General features: G+C 61.0%; 15 protein-coding genes. 9 read left to right on the top strand and 6 right to left on the bottom strand.

Annotated features, from left to right (window positions below; all coding sequences use genetic code 11):
* Positions 1-51 precede the first annotated feature (51 nt).
* Together AC1DNK_RS07025 and AC1DNK_RS07020 are read right to left on the bottom strand one after the other, a co-directional pair.
* The gene (locus AC1DNK_RS07025; RefSeq protein WP_477940180.1) at positions 52-1155 is read right to left on the bottom strand and encodes an ABC transporter substrate-binding protein; all 1104 of its coding nucleotides are present in this window, start codon (positions 1153-1155) and stop codon (positions 52-54) included.
* A 190-nt stretch (positions 1156-1345) separates the two neighbouring features.
* Positions 1346-2218 (bottom strand): MurR/RpiR family transcriptional regulator, encoded by an 873-nt coding sequence (locus AC1DNK_RS07020; protein WP_112386949.1) that lies wholly within the window; start codon positions 2216-2218, stop codon positions 1346-1348.
* Positions 2219-2433: 215 nt separating this feature from the next.
* On the opposite strand from AC1DNK_RS07020, the gene AC1DNK_RS07015 reads away from it, so the two are divergent.
* From AC1DNK_RS07015 to AC1DNK_RS06990, 6 genes are all read left to right on the top strand, one after another.
* Positions 2434-3207 (top strand): N-formylglutamate amidohydrolase, encoded by a 774-nt coding sequence (locus AC1DNK_RS07015; protein WP_477940179.1) that lies wholly within the window; start codon positions 2434-2436, stop codon positions 3205-3207.
* Between the two features lie 116 nt (positions 3208-3323).
* Positions 3324-4871: an amino acid permease gene (locus tag AC1DNK_RS07010; RefSeq protein ID WP_477940178.1), complete on the top strand. Its 1548-nt coding sequence runs from the start codon at positions 3324-3326 to the stop codon at positions 4869-4871.
* A 150-nt stretch (positions 4872-5021) separates the two neighbouring features.
* Entirely contained in the window at positions 5022-6392 is a 1371-nt protein-coding gene (locus AC1DNK_RS07005) for a glutamine synthetase family protein (RefSeq protein ID WP_477940176.1), read from the top strand.
* 107 nt (positions 6393-6499) lie between these two features.
* Complete coding sequence (locus AC1DNK_RS07000; protein ID WP_477940175.1) at positions 6500-7885, top strand: aldehyde dehydrogenase family protein; 1386 nt, start codon at positions 6500-6502, stop codon at positions 7883-7885.
* Positions 7882-9033, top strand: coding sequence for an iron-containing alcohol dehydrogenase (locus AC1DNK_RS06995; protein ID WP_477940174.1), 1152 nt, complete (start codon positions 7882-7884; stop codon positions 9031-9033). Before AC1DNK_RS07000 ends, AC1DNK_RS06995 begins: the two co-directional genes overlap by 4 nt.
* A 231-nt stretch (positions 9034-9264) precedes the next feature.
* Complete coding sequence (locus AC1DNK_RS06990; protein WP_112386953.1) at positions 9265-9978, top strand: ParA family protein; 714 nt, start codon at positions 9265-9267, stop codon at positions 9976-9978.
* Between the two features lie 67 nt (positions 9979-10045).
* Here AC1DNK_RS06990 and AC1DNK_RS06985 read toward each other — a convergent pair whose 3' ends face one another.
* A complete protein-coding gene (locus tag AC1DNK_RS06985; protein WP_112387446.1) occupies positions 10046-11410 on the bottom strand; it encodes a L,D-transpeptidase in 1365 nt (454 codons plus the stop codon).
* Between the two features lie 249 nt (positions 11411-11659).
* Here AC1DNK_RS06985 and AC1DNK_RS06980 point away from each other — a divergent pair, with 249 nt between their 5' ends.
* From AC1DNK_RS06980 to AC1DNK_RS06970, 3 genes are all read left to right on the top strand, one after another.
* Positions 11660-12499 (top strand): DUF4432 family protein, encoded by an 840-nt coding sequence (locus AC1DNK_RS06980; protein WP_477940172.1) that lies wholly within the window; start codon positions 11660-11662, stop codon positions 12497-12499.
* Positions 12500-12570: 71 nt separating this feature from the next.
* Positions 12571-12909, top strand: coding sequence for a protein tyrosine phosphatase family protein (locus AC1DNK_RS06975; RefSeq protein WP_477940900.1), 339 nt, complete (start codon positions 12571-12573; stop codon positions 12907-12909).
* Positions 12910-12966: 57 nt separating this feature from the next.
* Positions 12967-13311: a RidA family protein gene (locus AC1DNK_RS06970; protein ID WP_112386956.1), complete on the top strand. Its 345-nt coding sequence runs from the start codon at positions 12967-12969 to the stop codon at positions 13309-13311.
* A gap of 64 nt (positions 13312-13375) precedes the next feature.
* Here AC1DNK_RS06970 and AC1DNK_RS06965 read toward each other — a convergent pair whose 3' ends face one another.
* From AC1DNK_RS06965 to AC1DNK_RS06955, 3 genes are read right to left on the bottom strand one after another with little or no spacing between them, the layout of a single operon-like run.
* The gene (locus tag AC1DNK_RS06965; RefSeq protein ID WP_477940171.1) at positions 13376-15028 is read right to left on the bottom strand and encodes a thiamine pyrophosphate-binding protein; all 1653 of its coding nucleotides are present in this window, start codon (positions 15026-15028) and stop codon (positions 13376-13378) included.
* Complete coding sequence (gene caiB / locus AC1DNK_RS06960; RefSeq protein WP_477940170.1) at positions 15025-16239, bottom strand: succinate--glutarate CoA-transferase; 1215 nt, start codon at positions 16237-16239, stop codon at positions 15025-15027. The genes AC1DNK_RS06965 and caiB overlap by 4 nt, the downstream gene beginning before the upstream one ends.
* 18 nt (positions 16240-16257) lie before the next feature.
* Positions 16258-17196: a DMT family transporter gene (locus tag AC1DNK_RS06955; RefSeq protein WP_477940168.1), complete on the bottom strand. Its 939-nt coding sequence runs from the start codon at positions 17194-17196 to the stop codon at positions 16258-16260.
* Between the last annotated feature and the right edge of the window lie 19 nt (positions 17197-17215).

Genomic DNA, 17215 nt, shown 5'->3' with positions numbered 1-17215 from the left:
CGAGGTGAAAAAGAGCCTCCCCGCCGGATGGGCGGGGAGGCGTGGCAGATATTACTGAACGTTGGCGCCGACGACGCTATCCCACTTCGTGGTGATAGCAGCCTTGCCCTTGTCCTGCTCGTCGAGCGTCGGGAAGACGGCCTTTGCATAGCCTTCAGCCGGCGGCAGCTTGTCGAGCAGTTCCTTCGGAACCTTGCCCTTTTCGGCGAGGTCGTTGAAGCGGATCGGGTGGCAATAGCCCTTCAGCCAGCCGAGCTGACCTTCGTCCGAATAGAGGTATTCCATCCAGAGCTTGGCAGCGTTCGGGTGCGGAGCGAAAGCCGAGATCGCCTGAACGTAAACGCCAGCGACAACGCCGGAGGTCGGAACGACGACTTCAACCGGCGGGTTGCCGTTCAGGCTGTCGCGCCAGGAGAGACCGTTGTAGTCCCATGCGACGACGATCGGGGTCGAGCCCTGAGCGAGCGAAGCGGACTTGCCGATAACCGGAACGAGGTTCCCGGCCTTGTTGAGTTCTGCGAAGTAGGAGAGACCTGCTTCACCAGCCTTCGTTGCGTCCTTTTCGCCGGCAGCGAGGCCAGCAGCGTAGACGGCCTGAACAGCCTGGTTCGAAGCGCGCGGGTCACCAGCGAGCGAAACCGAGTTGGCGTATTCCGGCTTCTTCAGGTCGGCCCAATCCTTCGGGACGTTCTTGACGATGTCGGTGTTCACGACGAACGAGAGAACGCCGTAGTAATCGCCGTACCAGTAGCCGTCAGCGTCCTTTGCGGAGTCCGGAATGGAATCCCAGGTGGAGACCTTGTAGGGCTGGATCAGGCCATCGGCCTTGGCAGACGGGCCGAAGGAGAGACCAACGTCGATGACGTCAGGAGCCTGCGGGCCAGTGTTGCCCTTGTTGGCCTTGATGGCTTCGATTTCGTCGCCCGAACCAGCGTCCGGGTTCAGTTCGTTGACTTCGATGCCGTACTTGGCCTTGAAGCCTGCGATGACGTCGCCGTAACCGCACCAGTTGTGCGGGAGAGCGATGGTCGTCAGCGTGCCTTCCTTCTTGGCGGCAGCGATGAGGTCGGCGCTCGGTTCAGCCGCGGCAATCGCAGTCGAAGCTACGACGATCGCAGTAGAAAGCGAAAGCAGTCGAGAAATGTTAGAGATCACTGTTGTTCTCCTTCGGTTTTCAGTGGTCTGGCGAAGCTGTTACTGACGTTGCATGAAGCTTGTATGACAGCCGCGTGACGTTAATTTTTCTTATGATTGCAGGTGCTTGCGGCCGCTGTCTTGTTTGCGACGCGCTATTCTATTTTATCTACGCCCTCATTGATTTCGTTTAGTCTTGCCCCTTTCCCTCTCAACCCAGCTTGCGGAAGAGCCTGGTCTGTTCAAACAGGCCCTCCAGCGTTTTCATGCGCTCCTTCGTTTCGTCCCATGTCGAGCTCTGGACGGCTTCGATCAGGGCCTCGACGATGAAAAGCGTGACGACCGAGGAATCCCAGGCCGACGGTGCCTCGATCTGGACGCGGAACGCGTGCCTTGCGAGCTTGGCGGCGGGCGAACCCCATTGGTCGGTGAAGACGATGATGTCGGCGCCGCGCTTGCGGGCGGCCTGCGCCAGACTCACCATCTCCTGCTCGTAGCGGCGGATATCGAAGATGATCAGCAGGTCGCCGGCATTCATGTTGAGAACATATTGCGGCCAGCTCGACGAATTCGAGGAGAGCAGGGCGGTGTTTGGCCGGATGACCTGCATGTGAGTGAAAAAGTACTCGGCCAGCGCGCCGGTGATGCGGCCGCCGACGAAATAGAGGCCGCGCTTGCGGTCAGACAGAAGCGAGGCGACGTTCTCGAAGGTTGCCGTGTCGAGATCAGTCAGCGTTTGGCGCAGGTTTCCGATGATGGCATCGGCGAAGCGGTTGAGAATATGTGTGCCCGGGGCATTCGAGGCCCAGCGGTCGTGCTTGGCGATCGGGTTAGAGATTGTTGCTTCGACTTCCTGATGCAGATGCGCCTGGAAATCCGGATAGCCTTTGAAGCCGAGCTTCTGCACCATGCGCACCACCGTCGGCGTCGAGACGCCGGCATTTTCCGCAATGGTGGTGATGCTGCCCAGCCCGGAGACTGGGTAGTTGTCCAGCAGACTTTCAGCCAACTGCTTCTCGGCGCGCGTCAGCGCGTCGAAATGCGAGTGGATGACGTCTGAGACCGTCTTCGACGCGGCGTTCACTCGATCATGCTCCCCGGGAATGGCTTGTTTTGATCCCGACGCTTTCCCTTTGCGTCAGGTGCCACTTTCCCACTCAAAGTTAACAACGCTGTCACAATCCATGTCAACTACTGTCATGAAAAGAAATTTTCAGGATGCGCTTGACAGTGTGGAGAACCTGAAGAATTCTTTTCTTATTAATTTTTTATAAAGCCATCTGGCGAGGCGTTGCCCCCGTGCTCACTGAACTGAAGGTGCTAAGCGAAGCAGAAGGAAGTTGCGTCAGCATCGAGCGGCGCGACGGCAAGAGCGCGCTGCTGATCATCTGCGAGCATGCGTCGCGAACGCTGCCTGAACGCTATGGCGATCTCGGCCTTTCGAAGGATGCGCGGGAGAGCCACATCGCCTGGGATCCGGGGGCTTTGGCGGTTGCGCGCGGTATTTCCGCCGCACTTGACGCCACGCTCGTCTCGCAGCGTTTTTCCCGCCTGATCTACGATTGCAACCGCCCGCCGGAAGCGCCGGGCGCGATGCCGGAAAAGAGCGAGATCTATCCGATTCCAGGCAACGAGAATCTCGGTGCTGACGAGCGCAAGGCTCGCACCGAAGCGCTGTACATTCCTTTTCACGATGCCGTGCGCGGGCTGATCGCGGAGCGAAAGGCGAGGGGACAGGAGACTGTCGTCGTCACAATCCACAGCTTTACGCCTGTTTTCAACGGCAAGCCGCGTGCAGTCGAGCTCGGTATCCTGCACGATGCCGACAGCCGCCTGGCAGACGATATGCTTTCAGCTGCGGTTGACGCGCCGCTCTACAAGACAGAACGCAACGAGCCCTACGGCCCTCAAGACGGCGTGACGCATACGCTGATCCTGCACGGGGTTTCCAGCGGGTTCCGCAATGTAATGATCGAGGTCCGAAACGACCTCATCAAGGACGATGCCGGCCAAGGGGTCATGGCCGACTATCTCTCAGGGCTTCTCCAGCAATGTCTGGAAGGCTCGCACTAAAAAGAAAACGGCCCCAGGGAGCAGCTTTGCTGCGGACCGCCCGATGGCAAATGCCACGGGCAATTTGGCACAAGATCGACCGCAATCCCGCGGCCGATCGGGAACAGGGGGAAGTCATGTCTGACTATACCGATCTGGATAAGAAGCAGGACATGAGTGTCCTGCATTCCATGGGCTATGCCCAGGAACTTGAACGGCGCATGAGCTCGTTCTCGAACTTCGCAGTCTCATTTTCGATCATTTGCATTCTCTCCGGCGGCATCAACTCGCTGGCTCAGGCAACGGCAGGTGCCGGCGGCGCGGCAATCGGCATCGGCTGGCCGATCGGTTGCTTCGTCTCGCTCGTCTTCGCCGTGGCGATGGCGCAGATCAGCTCTGCCTATCCGACGGCCGGCGGCCTCTATCACTGGGGTTCGATCCTCGGCAACCGCTTCACCGGCTGGCTGACCGCCTGGTTCAACCTGCTCGGTCTGGTCACCGTTCTCGGCGCCATCAATGTCGGTACCTATTATTTCTTCATGGGTTCCTTCGGCACCAGCTATTTCGGCCTGACCGATACGACTGTCGTGCGTATCGTCTTCCTCATCATCATCACCGGCGCACAGGCTCTCGTGAACCACATGGGTATCGGCCTCACCGCCAAGCTCACGGACTTCTCGGGCTATCTGATCTTCGCAACGGCCATCGTGCTTTCGGCCGTCTGCCTTTTTGCAGCCCCGTCCTACGAAATCGGCCGCCTGTTCACCTTCGCCAACTATTCCGGCGAAGCTGGCGGCAATGTCTGGCCGGCGACATCGGGCACCTGGGTGTTCCTGCTCGGTCTGCTGCTGCCGATCTACACGATCACCGGCTATGATGCTTCGGCGCATACGTCCGAAGAAACCGTCAAGGCGGCACATTCCGTGCCGCGCGGCATGGTTTCCTCGGTGCTGTGGTCGGCGCTGTTCGGTTACATCATGCTGTGCTCGTTCGTCCTCATGCTGCCGAACATGGACGATGCCGCAAAGCAGGGCTGGAACGTATTCTTCTGGGCGATGGACGCGCAGGTGAATCCTCTCGTCAAGGACATCCTGTACTTCGCAATTCTGGTCAGCCAGTGGCTGTGCGGTCTTGCAACGGTCACCTCGGTGTCGCGCATGATCTTCGCCTTCTCGCGTGACGGCGGCCTGCCTGCTTCCAAGGCGCTTGCCAAGGTCAGCCCGAAATACCGCACGCCGGTTGCTGCGATCTGGACAGGTTCGATTCTCTCCGTCCTCTTTGTCTGGGGCTCTTCGCTCGTCTCGATCGGCGATACGCCGGTCTATACGATCGTCGTCTCGTGCACGGTCATCTTCCTGTTCTTCTCCTTCGCGATCCCGATCACGCTCGGCCTCTTCGCCTGGGGTACGTCGAAGTGGGACAAGATGGGCCCGTGGAACATCGGTGAGGGCGCCTTCAAGCTGTTCGCGGTGCTGACGGTCCTGGCGATGATCCTGATCTTCGTTCTCGGTGTTCAGCCGCCGAACGGTCCGGCTCTCTACGTCACGGTCGGCTTCCTTGTCCTGGCCGGCATCGTCTGGTTCGGCTTCGAGCAGCGCCGCTTCAAGGGTCCGCCGATCGGCGACGAAGTGGCACGCCGTCAGGCAGAAATCGCTGCTGCCGAAAAGGCCGTGGGCGAACACTAAGGCCAGAGGCTTCCCTCTCGAATGGCGGGGCCGCGGCGCACGCGGCCCCATCCCCGGTTCAATGAAAAAGCATCAGGCGGGCTTCGCCCGCCGCTGCATGCCCTTTCGTTGTTCCGAAATTGCAAAATCAAAAATTCAGGCGGGTAAATCATGACCACCAGCTACACTCTCGACGATCTCAAGAAGGACGTGGCCGAGGGCCGCATCGATACCGTTCTGGCGTGCCAGATCGACATGCAGGGCCGCTTGATGGGCAAGCGCTTCCAGGCCGAGTATTTCCTCGACAGCGCCTGGAAGGAAACCCACAGCTGCAACTATCTCGTCGCCACCGACATGGAGATGGAAACCGTCTCCGGCTACAAGGCGACCAGCTGGGAAAAGGGCTACGGCGACTATACGATGAAGCCGGACCTCTCGACGCTGCGCCGCATTCCGTGGCTCGAAGGTACCGCCCTGGTGCTCTGCGATCTGCTCGATCATCATACGCATGAGGAAGTGGCGCATTCGCCGCGCGCCATCCTGAAAAAGCAGGTGAAGCGTCTGGAAGCGATGGGCATGAAGCCGTTTATGGCATCCGAGCTCGAATTCTTCCTTTTCGACCAGACCTACGAGTCGGCTCACGCCTCGGGCTATCGCAACCTGAAGCTCGCCAGCGCCTATAACGAGGACTACCACATCTTCCAGACCACCAAGGAAGAAGAGGTAATGCGGGCGATCCGCACCGGTCTGCAGGGCGCCGAAATCCCCGTCGAGAATTCGAAGGGCGAGGCCTCTGCCGGACAGGAAGAGATCAACGTTCGCTATGCCGAAGCTTTGACGATGGCCGACCGCCATACGATCATCAAGAACGGCTGCAAGGAAATCGCCTGGTCGAAGGGCAAGGCCATCACCTTCCTTGCCAAGTGGCATTACAATGCCGCCGGTAGCTCGTCGCATATCCACCAGTCGCTCTGGAGCCTCGATGGCAAGAAGGCGCTGTTCTTCGACGAGAAGGGCAGATACGGCATGTCGCCGCTGATGGAAAACTACGTTGCCGGTCTTCTCGCGCATGCAAGCGAGATCACCTATTTCCTGGCACCCTACATCAATTCCTACAAGCGCTTCATGGCCGGCACCTTCGCGCCGACCAAGGCGATCTGGAGCAAGGACAACCGAACCGCCGGCTACCGTCTCTGCGGCGATGGCAGCAAGGCGATCCGCATCGAATGCCGCGTCGGCGGCTCCGACCTCAATCCCTATCTGGCCTTCGCGGCGCTGATTGCCGCAGGCATCGATGGCATCGAGAACAAGCTTGAACTCGAAGCACCCTTCGTGGGAGATGCCTACGGCGCCCGCAAGGTGCGCGAGATTCCGCGGACGCTCCGGTCCGCGACGGTTGCCATGACCAAGTCGAAGATGCTGCGCAGCGCCTTCGGCGATGATGTCATCGACCACTACACGCGCGCTGCCGAATGGGAGCAGGAAGAATACGATCGCCGCATCACCGATTGGGAAGTGGCGCGCGGTTTCGAGAGAGCATAAGAGGCGTGTCGAAGGCGGATGCAATAAGCGCCACATGATCTCCATATATCCGGAGATGGTGGTGGCTGCGTCCGCCATTAGGTCGCGAAAAACATAGGATGAAGATCATGGCAATGATCCAATGCATATCGCCGGTCGACGGATCGGTTTACGCGGAGCGTCCGGCGCTGCCGCTCGAGGCGGCGAAGGAAGCCGTGGCGCGGGCGCGCAAGGCGCAGAAGAGCTGGGCGAAGCGCCGGCTCGAAGATCGCGTTCAGCTGGTTCTAAAGGGTGTCGCGCGTCTCAACGAGATGTCGGACGTCGTCGTGCCCGAGATCGCCTGGCAGATGGGCCGACCGATCCGTTATGGCGGCGAGTACAAGGGCTTCAACGAGCGCTCCAATTACGTGGCCTCGATCGCGGCTGAGGCGCTGGCACCGCTCGTCGTTGAAGAGAGCGACAAGTTCGAGCGCCGCATCGAGCGCGAAGCCCATGGCGTCGTCTTCGTCGTGGCGCCCTGGAACTATCCTTACATGACGGCGATCAACACGATCGCTCCGGCGTTGATGGCGGGCAATACCGTTGTGCTGAAGCATGCGTCGCAGACGCTGCTGGTCGGCGAGCGTCTCGTACAGGCTTTCGTCGAGGCCGGTGTCCCTGAAGATGTCTTCCAGAATGTCTTCCTCGATCACCAGACGACCTCGGCTCTGATCGCGGCTGGTAGCTTCAACTTCGTCAACTTTACCGGCTCGGTCGAAGGTGGTCGCTCCATGGAGCGGGCGGCGGCTGGTACCTTCACCGGTCTCGGCCTTGAGCTCGGCGGCAAGGATCCGGGCTATGTCATGGAAGATGCCGATCTCGACGCTGCCGTCGATACGCTGATGGATGGCGCGACCTACAATTCCGGTCAGTGCTGCTGTGGTATCGAGCGCATCTATGTGCACGAGTCGCTCTACGACAGCTTCGTCGAGAAGTCGGTTGCCTGGGTCTCGAACTACAAGCTCGGCAATCCGCTCGATCCTGAAACATCGCTGGGCCCGATGGCGCACAAGCGCTTTGCCAAGGTGGTGCGCGATCAGATCGCCGATGCGGTTTCCAAGGGCGCCAAGGCGCTGGTCGATCCGAAGCTCTTCCCTCAGGACGACGGCGGCGCCTATCTCGCCCCGCAGATCCTCGTCAATGTCGACCACTCGATGGCCTTCATGCGCGAAGAAACCTTCGGTCCGGCTGTCGGCATCATGAAGGTCAAGAGCGATGACGAAGCGCTGGCGCTGATGAACGACAGCCAGTACGGCCTGACGGCCTCGCTCTGGACCAAGGACGCCGAGCGGGCAGGGCGGCTTGGCCGCGAAATTGAAACCGGCACGGTGTTCATGAATCGCGCCGACTATCTGGATCCGGCGCTTTGCTGGACCGGCGTCAAGGAAACCGGCCGCGGCGGCTCGCTGTCGATCATCGGCTTCCAGAACCTGACGCGTCCGAAATCCTACCATCTGAAGAAAGCAACAGCATGAGCAGCAATATCACAGCCAACTGGAGCTACCCGACAGCGGTCAAGCTCGGCCGCGGCCGCATCAAGGAGCTCGCCGACGCCTGCAAGAGCCTCGGCATGAAGAAGCCGCTCCTGATCACCGACCGTGGCCTGGCCTCGATGGCGATCACCAAGAACGCCCTCGACATTCTCGAAGACGCCGGCCTCGGCCGCGCCATCTTCGCCGATGTCGATCCGAACCCGAACGAGAAGAACCTCGAAGCCGGCGTCAAGGCTTTCAAGGATGGCGGTCATGACGGCGTCGTCGCCTTCGGCGGCGGCTCCGGTCTCGATCTCGGCAAGTGCGTGGCCTTTATGGCAGGCCAGACGCGCCCGGTCTGGGACTTCGAGGATATCGGCGACTGGTGGACGCGCGCGAGCATCGAAGGCATCGCGCCGATCGTTGCCGTGCCGACGACGGCGGGAACCGGCTCGGAAGTCGGCCGCGCCAGCGTCATCACCAATTCGGCGACGCATGTGAAGAAGATCATCTTCCATCCCAAGTTCCTACCCGGCGTCGTGATCTCCGATCCGGAACTGACCGTCGGGATGCCGAAGATCATCACCGCCGGCACCGGCATGGATGCCTTCGCGCATTGCCTGGAAGCCTATTCCTCGCCCTTCTACCATCCGATGTCGGCCGGTATCGCGCTTGAAGGCATGCGTCTGGTCAAGGAATTCCTGCCGCGCGCCTACAAGGAGGGCACGGATCTGGAAGCCCGCGCCAACATGATGGCAGCCGCCGCCATGGGCGCTGTCGCGTTCCAGAAGGGCCTCGGTGCCATCCACGCGCTGTCGCACCCGATCGGCGCCGTCTACAACACCCATCACGGCATGACCAATGCCGTCGTGATGCCGGCCGTGCTGCGTTTCAATCGCGCTGTGATCGAAGAGAAGATCGCCCGTGCGGCGGCTTATCTCGGCATCGCCGGAGGTTTCGACGGCTTCTATGATTACGTGCTGAAGCTGCGCTCCGAACTCGGCGTTCCCGAAAGCCTCTCGGCGATGGGAATCGCACCTGACAGGATCGACGAATTGTCAGCGATGGCGATCGAAGACCCGAGCGCCGGTGGCAATCCTGTCACGATGACGCTCGAAAACACCAAGGCTTTGTTCAAAGATTGCTTCTGAGTTAACCAAGGCGGACCAACCAGCTGGCCCGGAAAGCGCAGGCTTTCCGGGCTTTTTTTGTCTGCAAACATCCCAAATTCTTGGGATGTAAGAAATCCGGGCTGCAATTTCGGGTCGTCCGTTTAGATTTTGTTAACCACGATTGGAAAGGATGCATTAACCGCACGATGAATCGAAAAGTGCGTATGAGAGCGATAACCGGCTCGCCACTTTTCCCTTCGAGGACCTGATATGCCAGTCATTACTTTTGCAAATACCAAGGGCGGCGCCGGCAAGACCACGGCCGTGCTGCTGCTGGCGACCGAGCTTGCGCGCAAGGGGTATCGCGTCACCATTCTGGACGCCGATCCCCAGCATTGGATTTCCCGCTGGCATGAGATTTCCGGCAACGTGAAGAACGTCTCTGTCATCGACTTCGTCACTTCGGCATCGCTGCCGCTGCATATCAGCGAGAACAAGGCCAATACCGACTATTTCATCATCGATCTGCCGGGCGCGCGCAATCCGTTGCTTGCCACTGCCGTCGGTCTTTCCGACCACGTGCTGATCCCGATCCAGGGCTGTGCCATGGATGCCCGTGGCGGCGCGCAGGTTCTGGAACTGCTGCAGTATCTGGATGAGAAGGCAGGCATCAAGATCGGTCATTCCGTCGTCCTGACCCGCGTCAACTCGATGGTCACGACCCGCGCGCTGCAGCTGGTCAAGGCGCTGCTCAATGAGCGTCACGTGCCGGTTCTCGACACGGCGATCATCGAACGCTCGGCTTTCCGCGACATCTTCGATTGCGGCGGCACGCTCGCCACCATGGATGCGACCCGGGTCTCGAACCTCGAAAAGGCCCGCGAGAATGCGCTCTGTTTCGCCGAGGAAATGATGCGCAAGCTGCCGGTCAAGCTTCCGGTTGCGGCACGTCTCTCCGGCCTGCTGATGCGTGACGCAGCCTGATCTCACAAGCCGAAAACAAAAAAGCCGCCGGGACACCGGCGGCTTTTTTTGTTTCAATGCATGGCGATCAATCGACGAATTCGACCGTGACGCCGGGCTTGACCATCTTGGCCAGTTCCGTCGCATCCCAGTTGGTCAGGCGGATACAGCCATGGCTCTGGGTGCGGCCGATCTTCGAGGGCTCCGGGGTACCGTGAATGCCGTAGGTCGGCTTGGAGAGTGCGATCCAGACTGTGCCGACCGGGCCGTTCGGGCCTGGCGGAATGTTCAGGACCTTGTCGTTGGCGCCCTGTTGGAAGTTGATCTTCGGATTGTAGGTGTAGCCCGGGTTCAGCGCGACGCGATCGACCTGCACCGTGCCTGACGGCGAGGGCGTGTCGTTGGAACCGATCGAGGCCGGGTAAGCGGCGATCAGGTTGCCCGCGTCGTCGTAGGCGAAGACCTGCTTCTTGGCCTTGTCCGCCAGTATCTTGGCGACCGTGCCGGTCTTCGGGTCGCCCGGATTGACAACCTTGATGATGGTGCCGGGGACAGTGAAGTCGGCGCCGGGGTTCATTTCCTTCAGGAAGGCTTCGTCCATGTGGAAACGCTCGGCCAGCATCTCGGTCGTGGACGTATAGGCGAGCGACGGCAGAAGCGCCTTGTGTGCGTAGTCTTCCGGAATCTCGGCGACATAGGGGCCAGCCGCGTCTGCAGGGGTGATGGTATAGCTGATAACAGGCAGGCCGCCCGACAGGCGCAGCTGTTCAAGGATCGCGTCGGTATTGTTCGGATCGAGATTTTCGCCGGTCATCTGGTTATAGGCATAGATCGCCTTGGTGACGTTCGAGCCCATGTGTCCGTCAATGACGCCGGGCGAGATGCCGGAGCGGTCGAGGAACACCTGCAGTGCGACGATCTCCGGCTTCGACTTGCCCTTCAGGGTGATCGCGGGCTCTTCGGGTGCCCTTGGCTGCTGTGCCTGAGGTGCCTGCTGATCGGGATCGATCGCCGCATAGTCGCCGTTATCAGGATAGGGCTGATCGAGCGGCTGACGCTCGATGCTTCCGTCACGCGGGATCGCGCCGGTGACTGCGCCGCGCTCCATGTAGCGGGTGCTGCCATAGCGCGTCTGATCGCCGCTCTCGGCATTATAGGGATCGTTGTTATAGGGATCGCGCGATGGAGCCGCAGGATAATATCCCTTGGAGCGCATTTCGGTGGCGACGACATTACCGTAGCTGTCGACGAGAACGCGATTGCCGTTGCGGTCGCGCGAATAATAGACGTCGGCGCCCGGCGGGATATAGTCAACGATCTGGCCATCCGGCGTGACCATGACAACGTCGCGCTGGCGGCGGCCATATTGCTGCGCGTCCGCGACCGGCGCGACGGATGTGACGGCCAGAACGACAGCGGCGAGCGAAAGGCCGTATTTCAGAATGCGATTCACGTCTTGCACCTCAAGCAGGGACTGGGCCGACACACACCCGCGAATTTTGACGCTAGTGTGGAATTTATGAATTCGTACTGAACAAATTATGAAAATATCCGTGATCACTTGCGTGAAGCTAAACGTTTGGTTTGCCACGGTGGTTCCTCAGCGGATCGCCGGTCGCGGGCAATCATGCGCGACGTGATTGACGAAACCTTGCGCTGCCCCTAACGCTACGGCAGTTTTGAGACAGGGGGAGGGATTGAAATGATCGAGTTTGCAGCCGCCAAGGGGCCGCGCCTGATGCTGGACGAAACGTCGGTGATGGATATCGGCGCCTGCGTCGTCGATGGCGTCGATATTTCGCCCAAGCGCGCCATTCCGGATGACGGCGACCCGCGTATCGACCATTCGCTCGAAGGCTTCCTGTTTACCTGCGGCCCCGACCATATCCGTCACCGCGAGCCGATCCCGGGCCGCGCCGACGGCGCGATCTATCCGCTGCATGGCTCGGTTTCCGGCCACAAGGCGAAGGTGCTGTGGACCAAGTTCGAAAACGGCAATGCCGAATGCCGCGCCGATATCGACCTCATCACTGTCGAGGGACTGCCGCAGCGCATCGAGCGCCTCTGGAAGATCGATGGCCAAACAGGCGAGGTCTCACTCGAGGACAAGGTCATCAATACCAGCGATCAGACCGTCCCGACCTTCCTGATGTATCATATGAATGTCGGCGGCAAATGGTTCGACGAGGGCACCCGGCTCGAAGGCAAGATGCTGGAAGACGGCGGCCTCCCCTGGACCTTCGGCGACGAACTCGGCGGGTTGTTCTGCGTCGAGGCACCGGCGACCGAAGGTGGCTTTGCCGAAGTACGCCTCGGGCCGATGAAGGCCGTGCATGGCAAGACCCTGAGGGTGCGCACGCGCTCCGATACGCTGCCGCACCTGCAGGTCTGGCGCAACCAGAATGCACCGGCGCATATTCTCGGCATCGAGCCGGTCTCGCATCGCTGGGTGCTGCGCAGCGAGCTGGAGGCGGCGGGCGAATTCAACATGCTGAAGCCCGGCGAAAGCCGCAGCTATGCGCTGACCTTCGCCTTTGTATGAGCTAACAATTGTTGACGCTCGCGGTCGCGCATCGTAGAGCTTCTGCCGTTCATTTTCAGGAGGTACGCGTGATGGACATCCGCCAGATCGACGACGACTATTCGGTATCCGGCCAGATTGCGGTCGAGGATCTCGACCAGATCAAGGCTCTGGGTTTCAAGTCGATCGTCTGTCATCGCCCGGACCAGGAAAGCCCTGACCAGACGCCGTTTTCCGTGATTGCGGCACGCGCCAAGGAGCTTGGCCTGGAGATCGCACATGTGCCTGTCGGCACCATGGGTGTTACCGAGGAAGCCGTGACCGGCATGGTCGACGCGCTTGAAGAATTCCCGCGCCCGATGCTCGGCTACTGCCGCTCCGGCGCCCGTTCCACCGCGATCTATCAGAAGACCCTTCATATTCGCGGCTGACCCTGCGGCGCGGTTTTGTCCGCGCCCTTCATTCCATAAGAAAATCAGGAGAAAACCATGAGCATCAAGCGCATTGGCCCCGGTCCCCGCATGAGCGGCGCCGTCGTCCACGGCAACACCGTCTATCTCGCCGGCCAGGTTGCCGAAGGCGAGAGCGTTACGGATCAGTGCAAGGCCGCTCTTGCGGAAGTCGACCGCCTGCTGGCGGCTGCCGGTTCCAGCAAGTCGAAGATCCTGCAGACGCTGATCTACCTCTCCGACATTGCCGACTTCGCGGAAATGAACGCTGCCTGGGAAGCCTGGGTCGATCCGGCCAACACCCCGGCCCGCGCCACCAGCGAAGCCAAGCTTGCTGCACCGAAATACAAGGTCGAGTTCATCGTCACCGCGGCGATCGACTGATTTTTCGGCCATCGCCGAAATCTGAAGCCGGTGGGTTCGCTCACCGGCTTTTTGTTTAGAGCCCTCAGCTCTTCGTCCTGATCTGCGTCAGCGTGCGGGCCGGTGTGATGGCTTCAGGATCGAGCTTGATCTCGATGATCGCCGGCTTGCGGCTGGCACGGGCGCGCTCGAAGGCGGGCACGAACTCTGCGGTCGTTTCGACGGTTTCGCCATGGCCGCCATAGGCGCGGGCAAGGGCGGCGAAGTCAGGGTTGGTGAGATCGGTGCCGCTGACGCGTCCCGGATATTCCCGCTCCTGATGCATGCGGATCGTGCCGTAGATGCCGTTGTTGATGACAAGCACGATGATCGGCAGGTTATAGCGCACGGCGGTGGCGAATTCCTGGCCATGCATCATGAAGCAGCCGTCTCCGGCAAAGCAGATCACCTCGCGCTCCGGAAAGAGCTGCTTGGCGGCAACGGCGGCGGGCACGCCGTAGCCCATCGAGCCTGAGGTCGGGGCTGCCTGCGTATTGAACTGCCGAAAGCGATGGAAGCGGTGCAGCCAGGTGGCGTAGTTTCCGGCGCCATTGGTGAAGATCGCATCGGCGCGGGTATTGCCTTCGATCCAGTCCATGATCGGCCCCATCTGCACCGGGCCGGGGCCGGTTTGCGGCGGCTTCGACCATGTGAGATAGGCCTGGTGCATGCGCTCGGTACGCTCTGCCCAGCGCGGTTCGCCCGGCGCTTCGAGATCGGCCAGTGCATCGACGAAATCCTGCGGCGACGCGCAGATGGCGAGATCCGGGCGATAGATGCGGCCGAGCTCAGATGCATCGGGGTAGATATGGACGAGCTGCTGCTGGGGATAGGGGATATCGATCAGCGTATAGCCTGACGACGGCATTTCCGACATGCGGCTGCCGAGCAGGATCAGCAGGTCGCTTTCCTTGATCTCTTTCGCCAGAGCCGGGTTGATGCCGATGCCGACATCGCCGGCATAGCTCGGATGCAGATGATCGAACAGCATCTGGCGGCGGAAGGAGCAGCCGACCGGCAGCTGGAAGCGCTCGGCGAAGGCGCGGAAATCGGCGACCGCATCGGCATCCCAGCGGGTGCCGCCGAGGATCACCAGAGGGCGCTCGGCCTTGAGCAGCCGCATGTAGAAATCATCGACCTGACGGCGGCCGGGATAGGCGGCAACGCGGGCATAGGGCTTGGCGCGGGGTGCTTCGACCGCGTCGCGCAACATATCTTCGGGCAATGACAAGACGACGGGGCCGGGACGGCCGGATGTGGCGATGGAAAAGGCGCGGGTGACGAATTCCGGGATACGTGCTGCATCATCGATCTCGCCGACCCATTTGGCATATTCCGTCAGCGCCCTGCGGAACTCGACCTCCTGGAAGGCTTCGCGCTCGCGGGCATCGCGCTGGACCTGGCCGATGAACAGGATCATCGGGATCGAATCCTGGCGGGCGATGTGGAGACCGGCCGAAGCGTTGGTGGCGCCGGGGCCACGGGTGACCATGCAGATGCCGGGCTCGCCGGTCAGGCGGCCCCAGCAATCGGCCATCATCGCAGCACCACCTTCCTGGCGGCAGACGACGACTTCGATATCGCTGTCGTGAAGGGCATCGAGGACCGCGAGGAAGCTTTCGCCGGGCACGCAGGAAAGGCGGGTGACGCCATTTGCCTTTAACGCTTCGACGATCAATTCTCCGCCGGTCTTTCTCATGATGCCTGTTCCCTCCCTTGTGCCTTCCGTTCCAACGCTTCGAGTTCGGCCAGCACCTCCTCCTGGTGCTGGCCGAGGCGCGGGCTCGGTCTTTCGTAGCGTAGCGGTGTTTCCGAGAGAACCACTGGGGTTCGAACCGTCGGGATCATCGTTCCTGCGGCATCGGCGAGATCGAGCCGCAGGCCGCGGGCAATGACCTGCGGATCGGCGAACATCTCCTCGATCGTATTGATCGCGCCGGCCGGCACGGCATTGTCCTCGCAGGCCTTCAGGAGATCGGCCTTCTGCCAGTTCAATGTCTTGCCGGAAACCAGGCGGCGAACCTCGTCGCGGTTGGCGACGCGCGCCTTGTTGGTGGCGAAACGCTCGTCCTCGCCGATGCCGTCGAGGCCGAGGATGGTGCAGAGGCGGCGGAACTGGCCGTCATTGCCGACGGCGAGAATGAGATAGCCATCCGCGGCCGGGATGACTTCGTAGGGCGAGATGTTCGGATGCGCGTTGCCGAGCCGCACCGGCGCCTTGCCCGAGACCAGATAGTTCATGTTCTGGTTCGCAAGAATGGCGGACTGCACATCGAGCAGCGCCATATCGACCAGCTGGCCTTCGCCTGACTTCAGCGCGTGGATCAGTGCCGCCTCGATGGCCGAGACGGCATAGATGCCGGTGAAGATATCGGCGATGGCAACGCCGGCCTTCATCGGTTGGCCATCAGGTTCACCGGTGACGGACATGAAGCCCGACATGCCCTGGACGATGTAGTCGTAGCCGGCGAGATTGGCATAGGGGCCGGTCTGGCCGAAACCGGTGATCGAGCAATAGACGAGTTTGGGATTGATCTGGCGCAGGCTCTCGTAATCGAGACCGTATTTGACGAGACCGCCGAGCTTGAAATTCTCGATCAGCACGTCGGCTGTCGCAGCCAGACGGCGGACCAGCGCCTGGCCTTCCTCTGTCTTGAGGTCGGCGGTGATCGAGCGCTTGTTGCGGTTGGTGGAATGGTAGTAGGCGGCGGAAAGATTTTCGCCGTCAGCGCCCTCGACGAAGGGCGGCCCCCATTGCCTCGTATCGTCGCCACCATCGGGGTTTTCGACCTTGATGACGTCGGCGCCGAGATCGGCCAGCATCTGCCCGGCCCAGGGACCGGCAAGCACGCGGGCCAGTTCGATGACCCTGATGCCTGCAAGCGGCGGCTTTTTGCTGCTGACCGTCATGTTCCTCCCGCGTGCGGATTACGGCGCCCGTGTTGCCTCAGATGTATCGGATACGGGCTTGGATGCAAAGCGCCGCTCGCGCCAGATGATGTAGAGGCCCGAAGCGATGATGATCAGGATACCGAGCCATTTGATGGCATCCGGGAAATCGCCGAAGACCAGCCAGGCGAAGATCGTCGCCGAGACGATCTCGAAATATTGCAGCGGCGCCAGCGTCGATGCCGGGGCGGCGCGATAGGCATAGACGCCGAGAATGCCGGCGATCGCTGCCATGACTCCGACGCCCGCGAGGTAGCCGAAGGCGATAGTGGAGGGCATGACCGGATCGAAGACGTCGGAGCCGCTTCCTTCGCCGACATAGAGAATGATGGCGCAGAACAGCAGGCCCCAGAGGCCCATCTGAAACTGCATGACCCAGGGGTCTTCGCGTTGCGCCAAGGCCCGGTTCATCATCGCCGAAATGGCGATGCAGACGGCGCTGACGACGGGCAGCAGCGCCACGAAGCCGACTTCCTGGAAGCTCGGCTGTATGATCAGGATGGCGCCGAAGAAGCCGACGCCGCAGGCTGTGTAGCGCCGCCAGCCGATGGCTTCGCCGAGGAAGATGCTGCTGAGGATCGTCAGGATGATCGGCTCGACAAAGAAGATGGCGATGGCATCGGCGACCGACATGTATTTCAGCGTCGCGACGAAGGAGATCATCGAGATGGTCATGATGATCCCGCGGATCGCGTGATAGAAGGTCTGCTTCCACGACAGGTCGGCGAGGTTCTTGCGCCAGATGACGACAGGTAGCATGCAGATCGCCTGGACGGCGAAACGCGCGGCGGTGATCTCCGCCGACGGGACGGTGGCGATCGCCAGCTTGGCGAAGATGTCGATCAGCGGTGAAAACAGCACCGACAGAAGCATGAGCGCCAGGCCCATGGTGACTTCGGAGGAGGTGTTCGTCTTCATTGCCGCGCCTGCCATGTGG

The organism is Rhizobium sp. 01N424 (genome assembly GCF_056399485.1).
The sequence above is the reverse complement of the archived record's forward strand: the minus strand, read 5'-3'. Positions and strand labels throughout refer to the sequence as shown.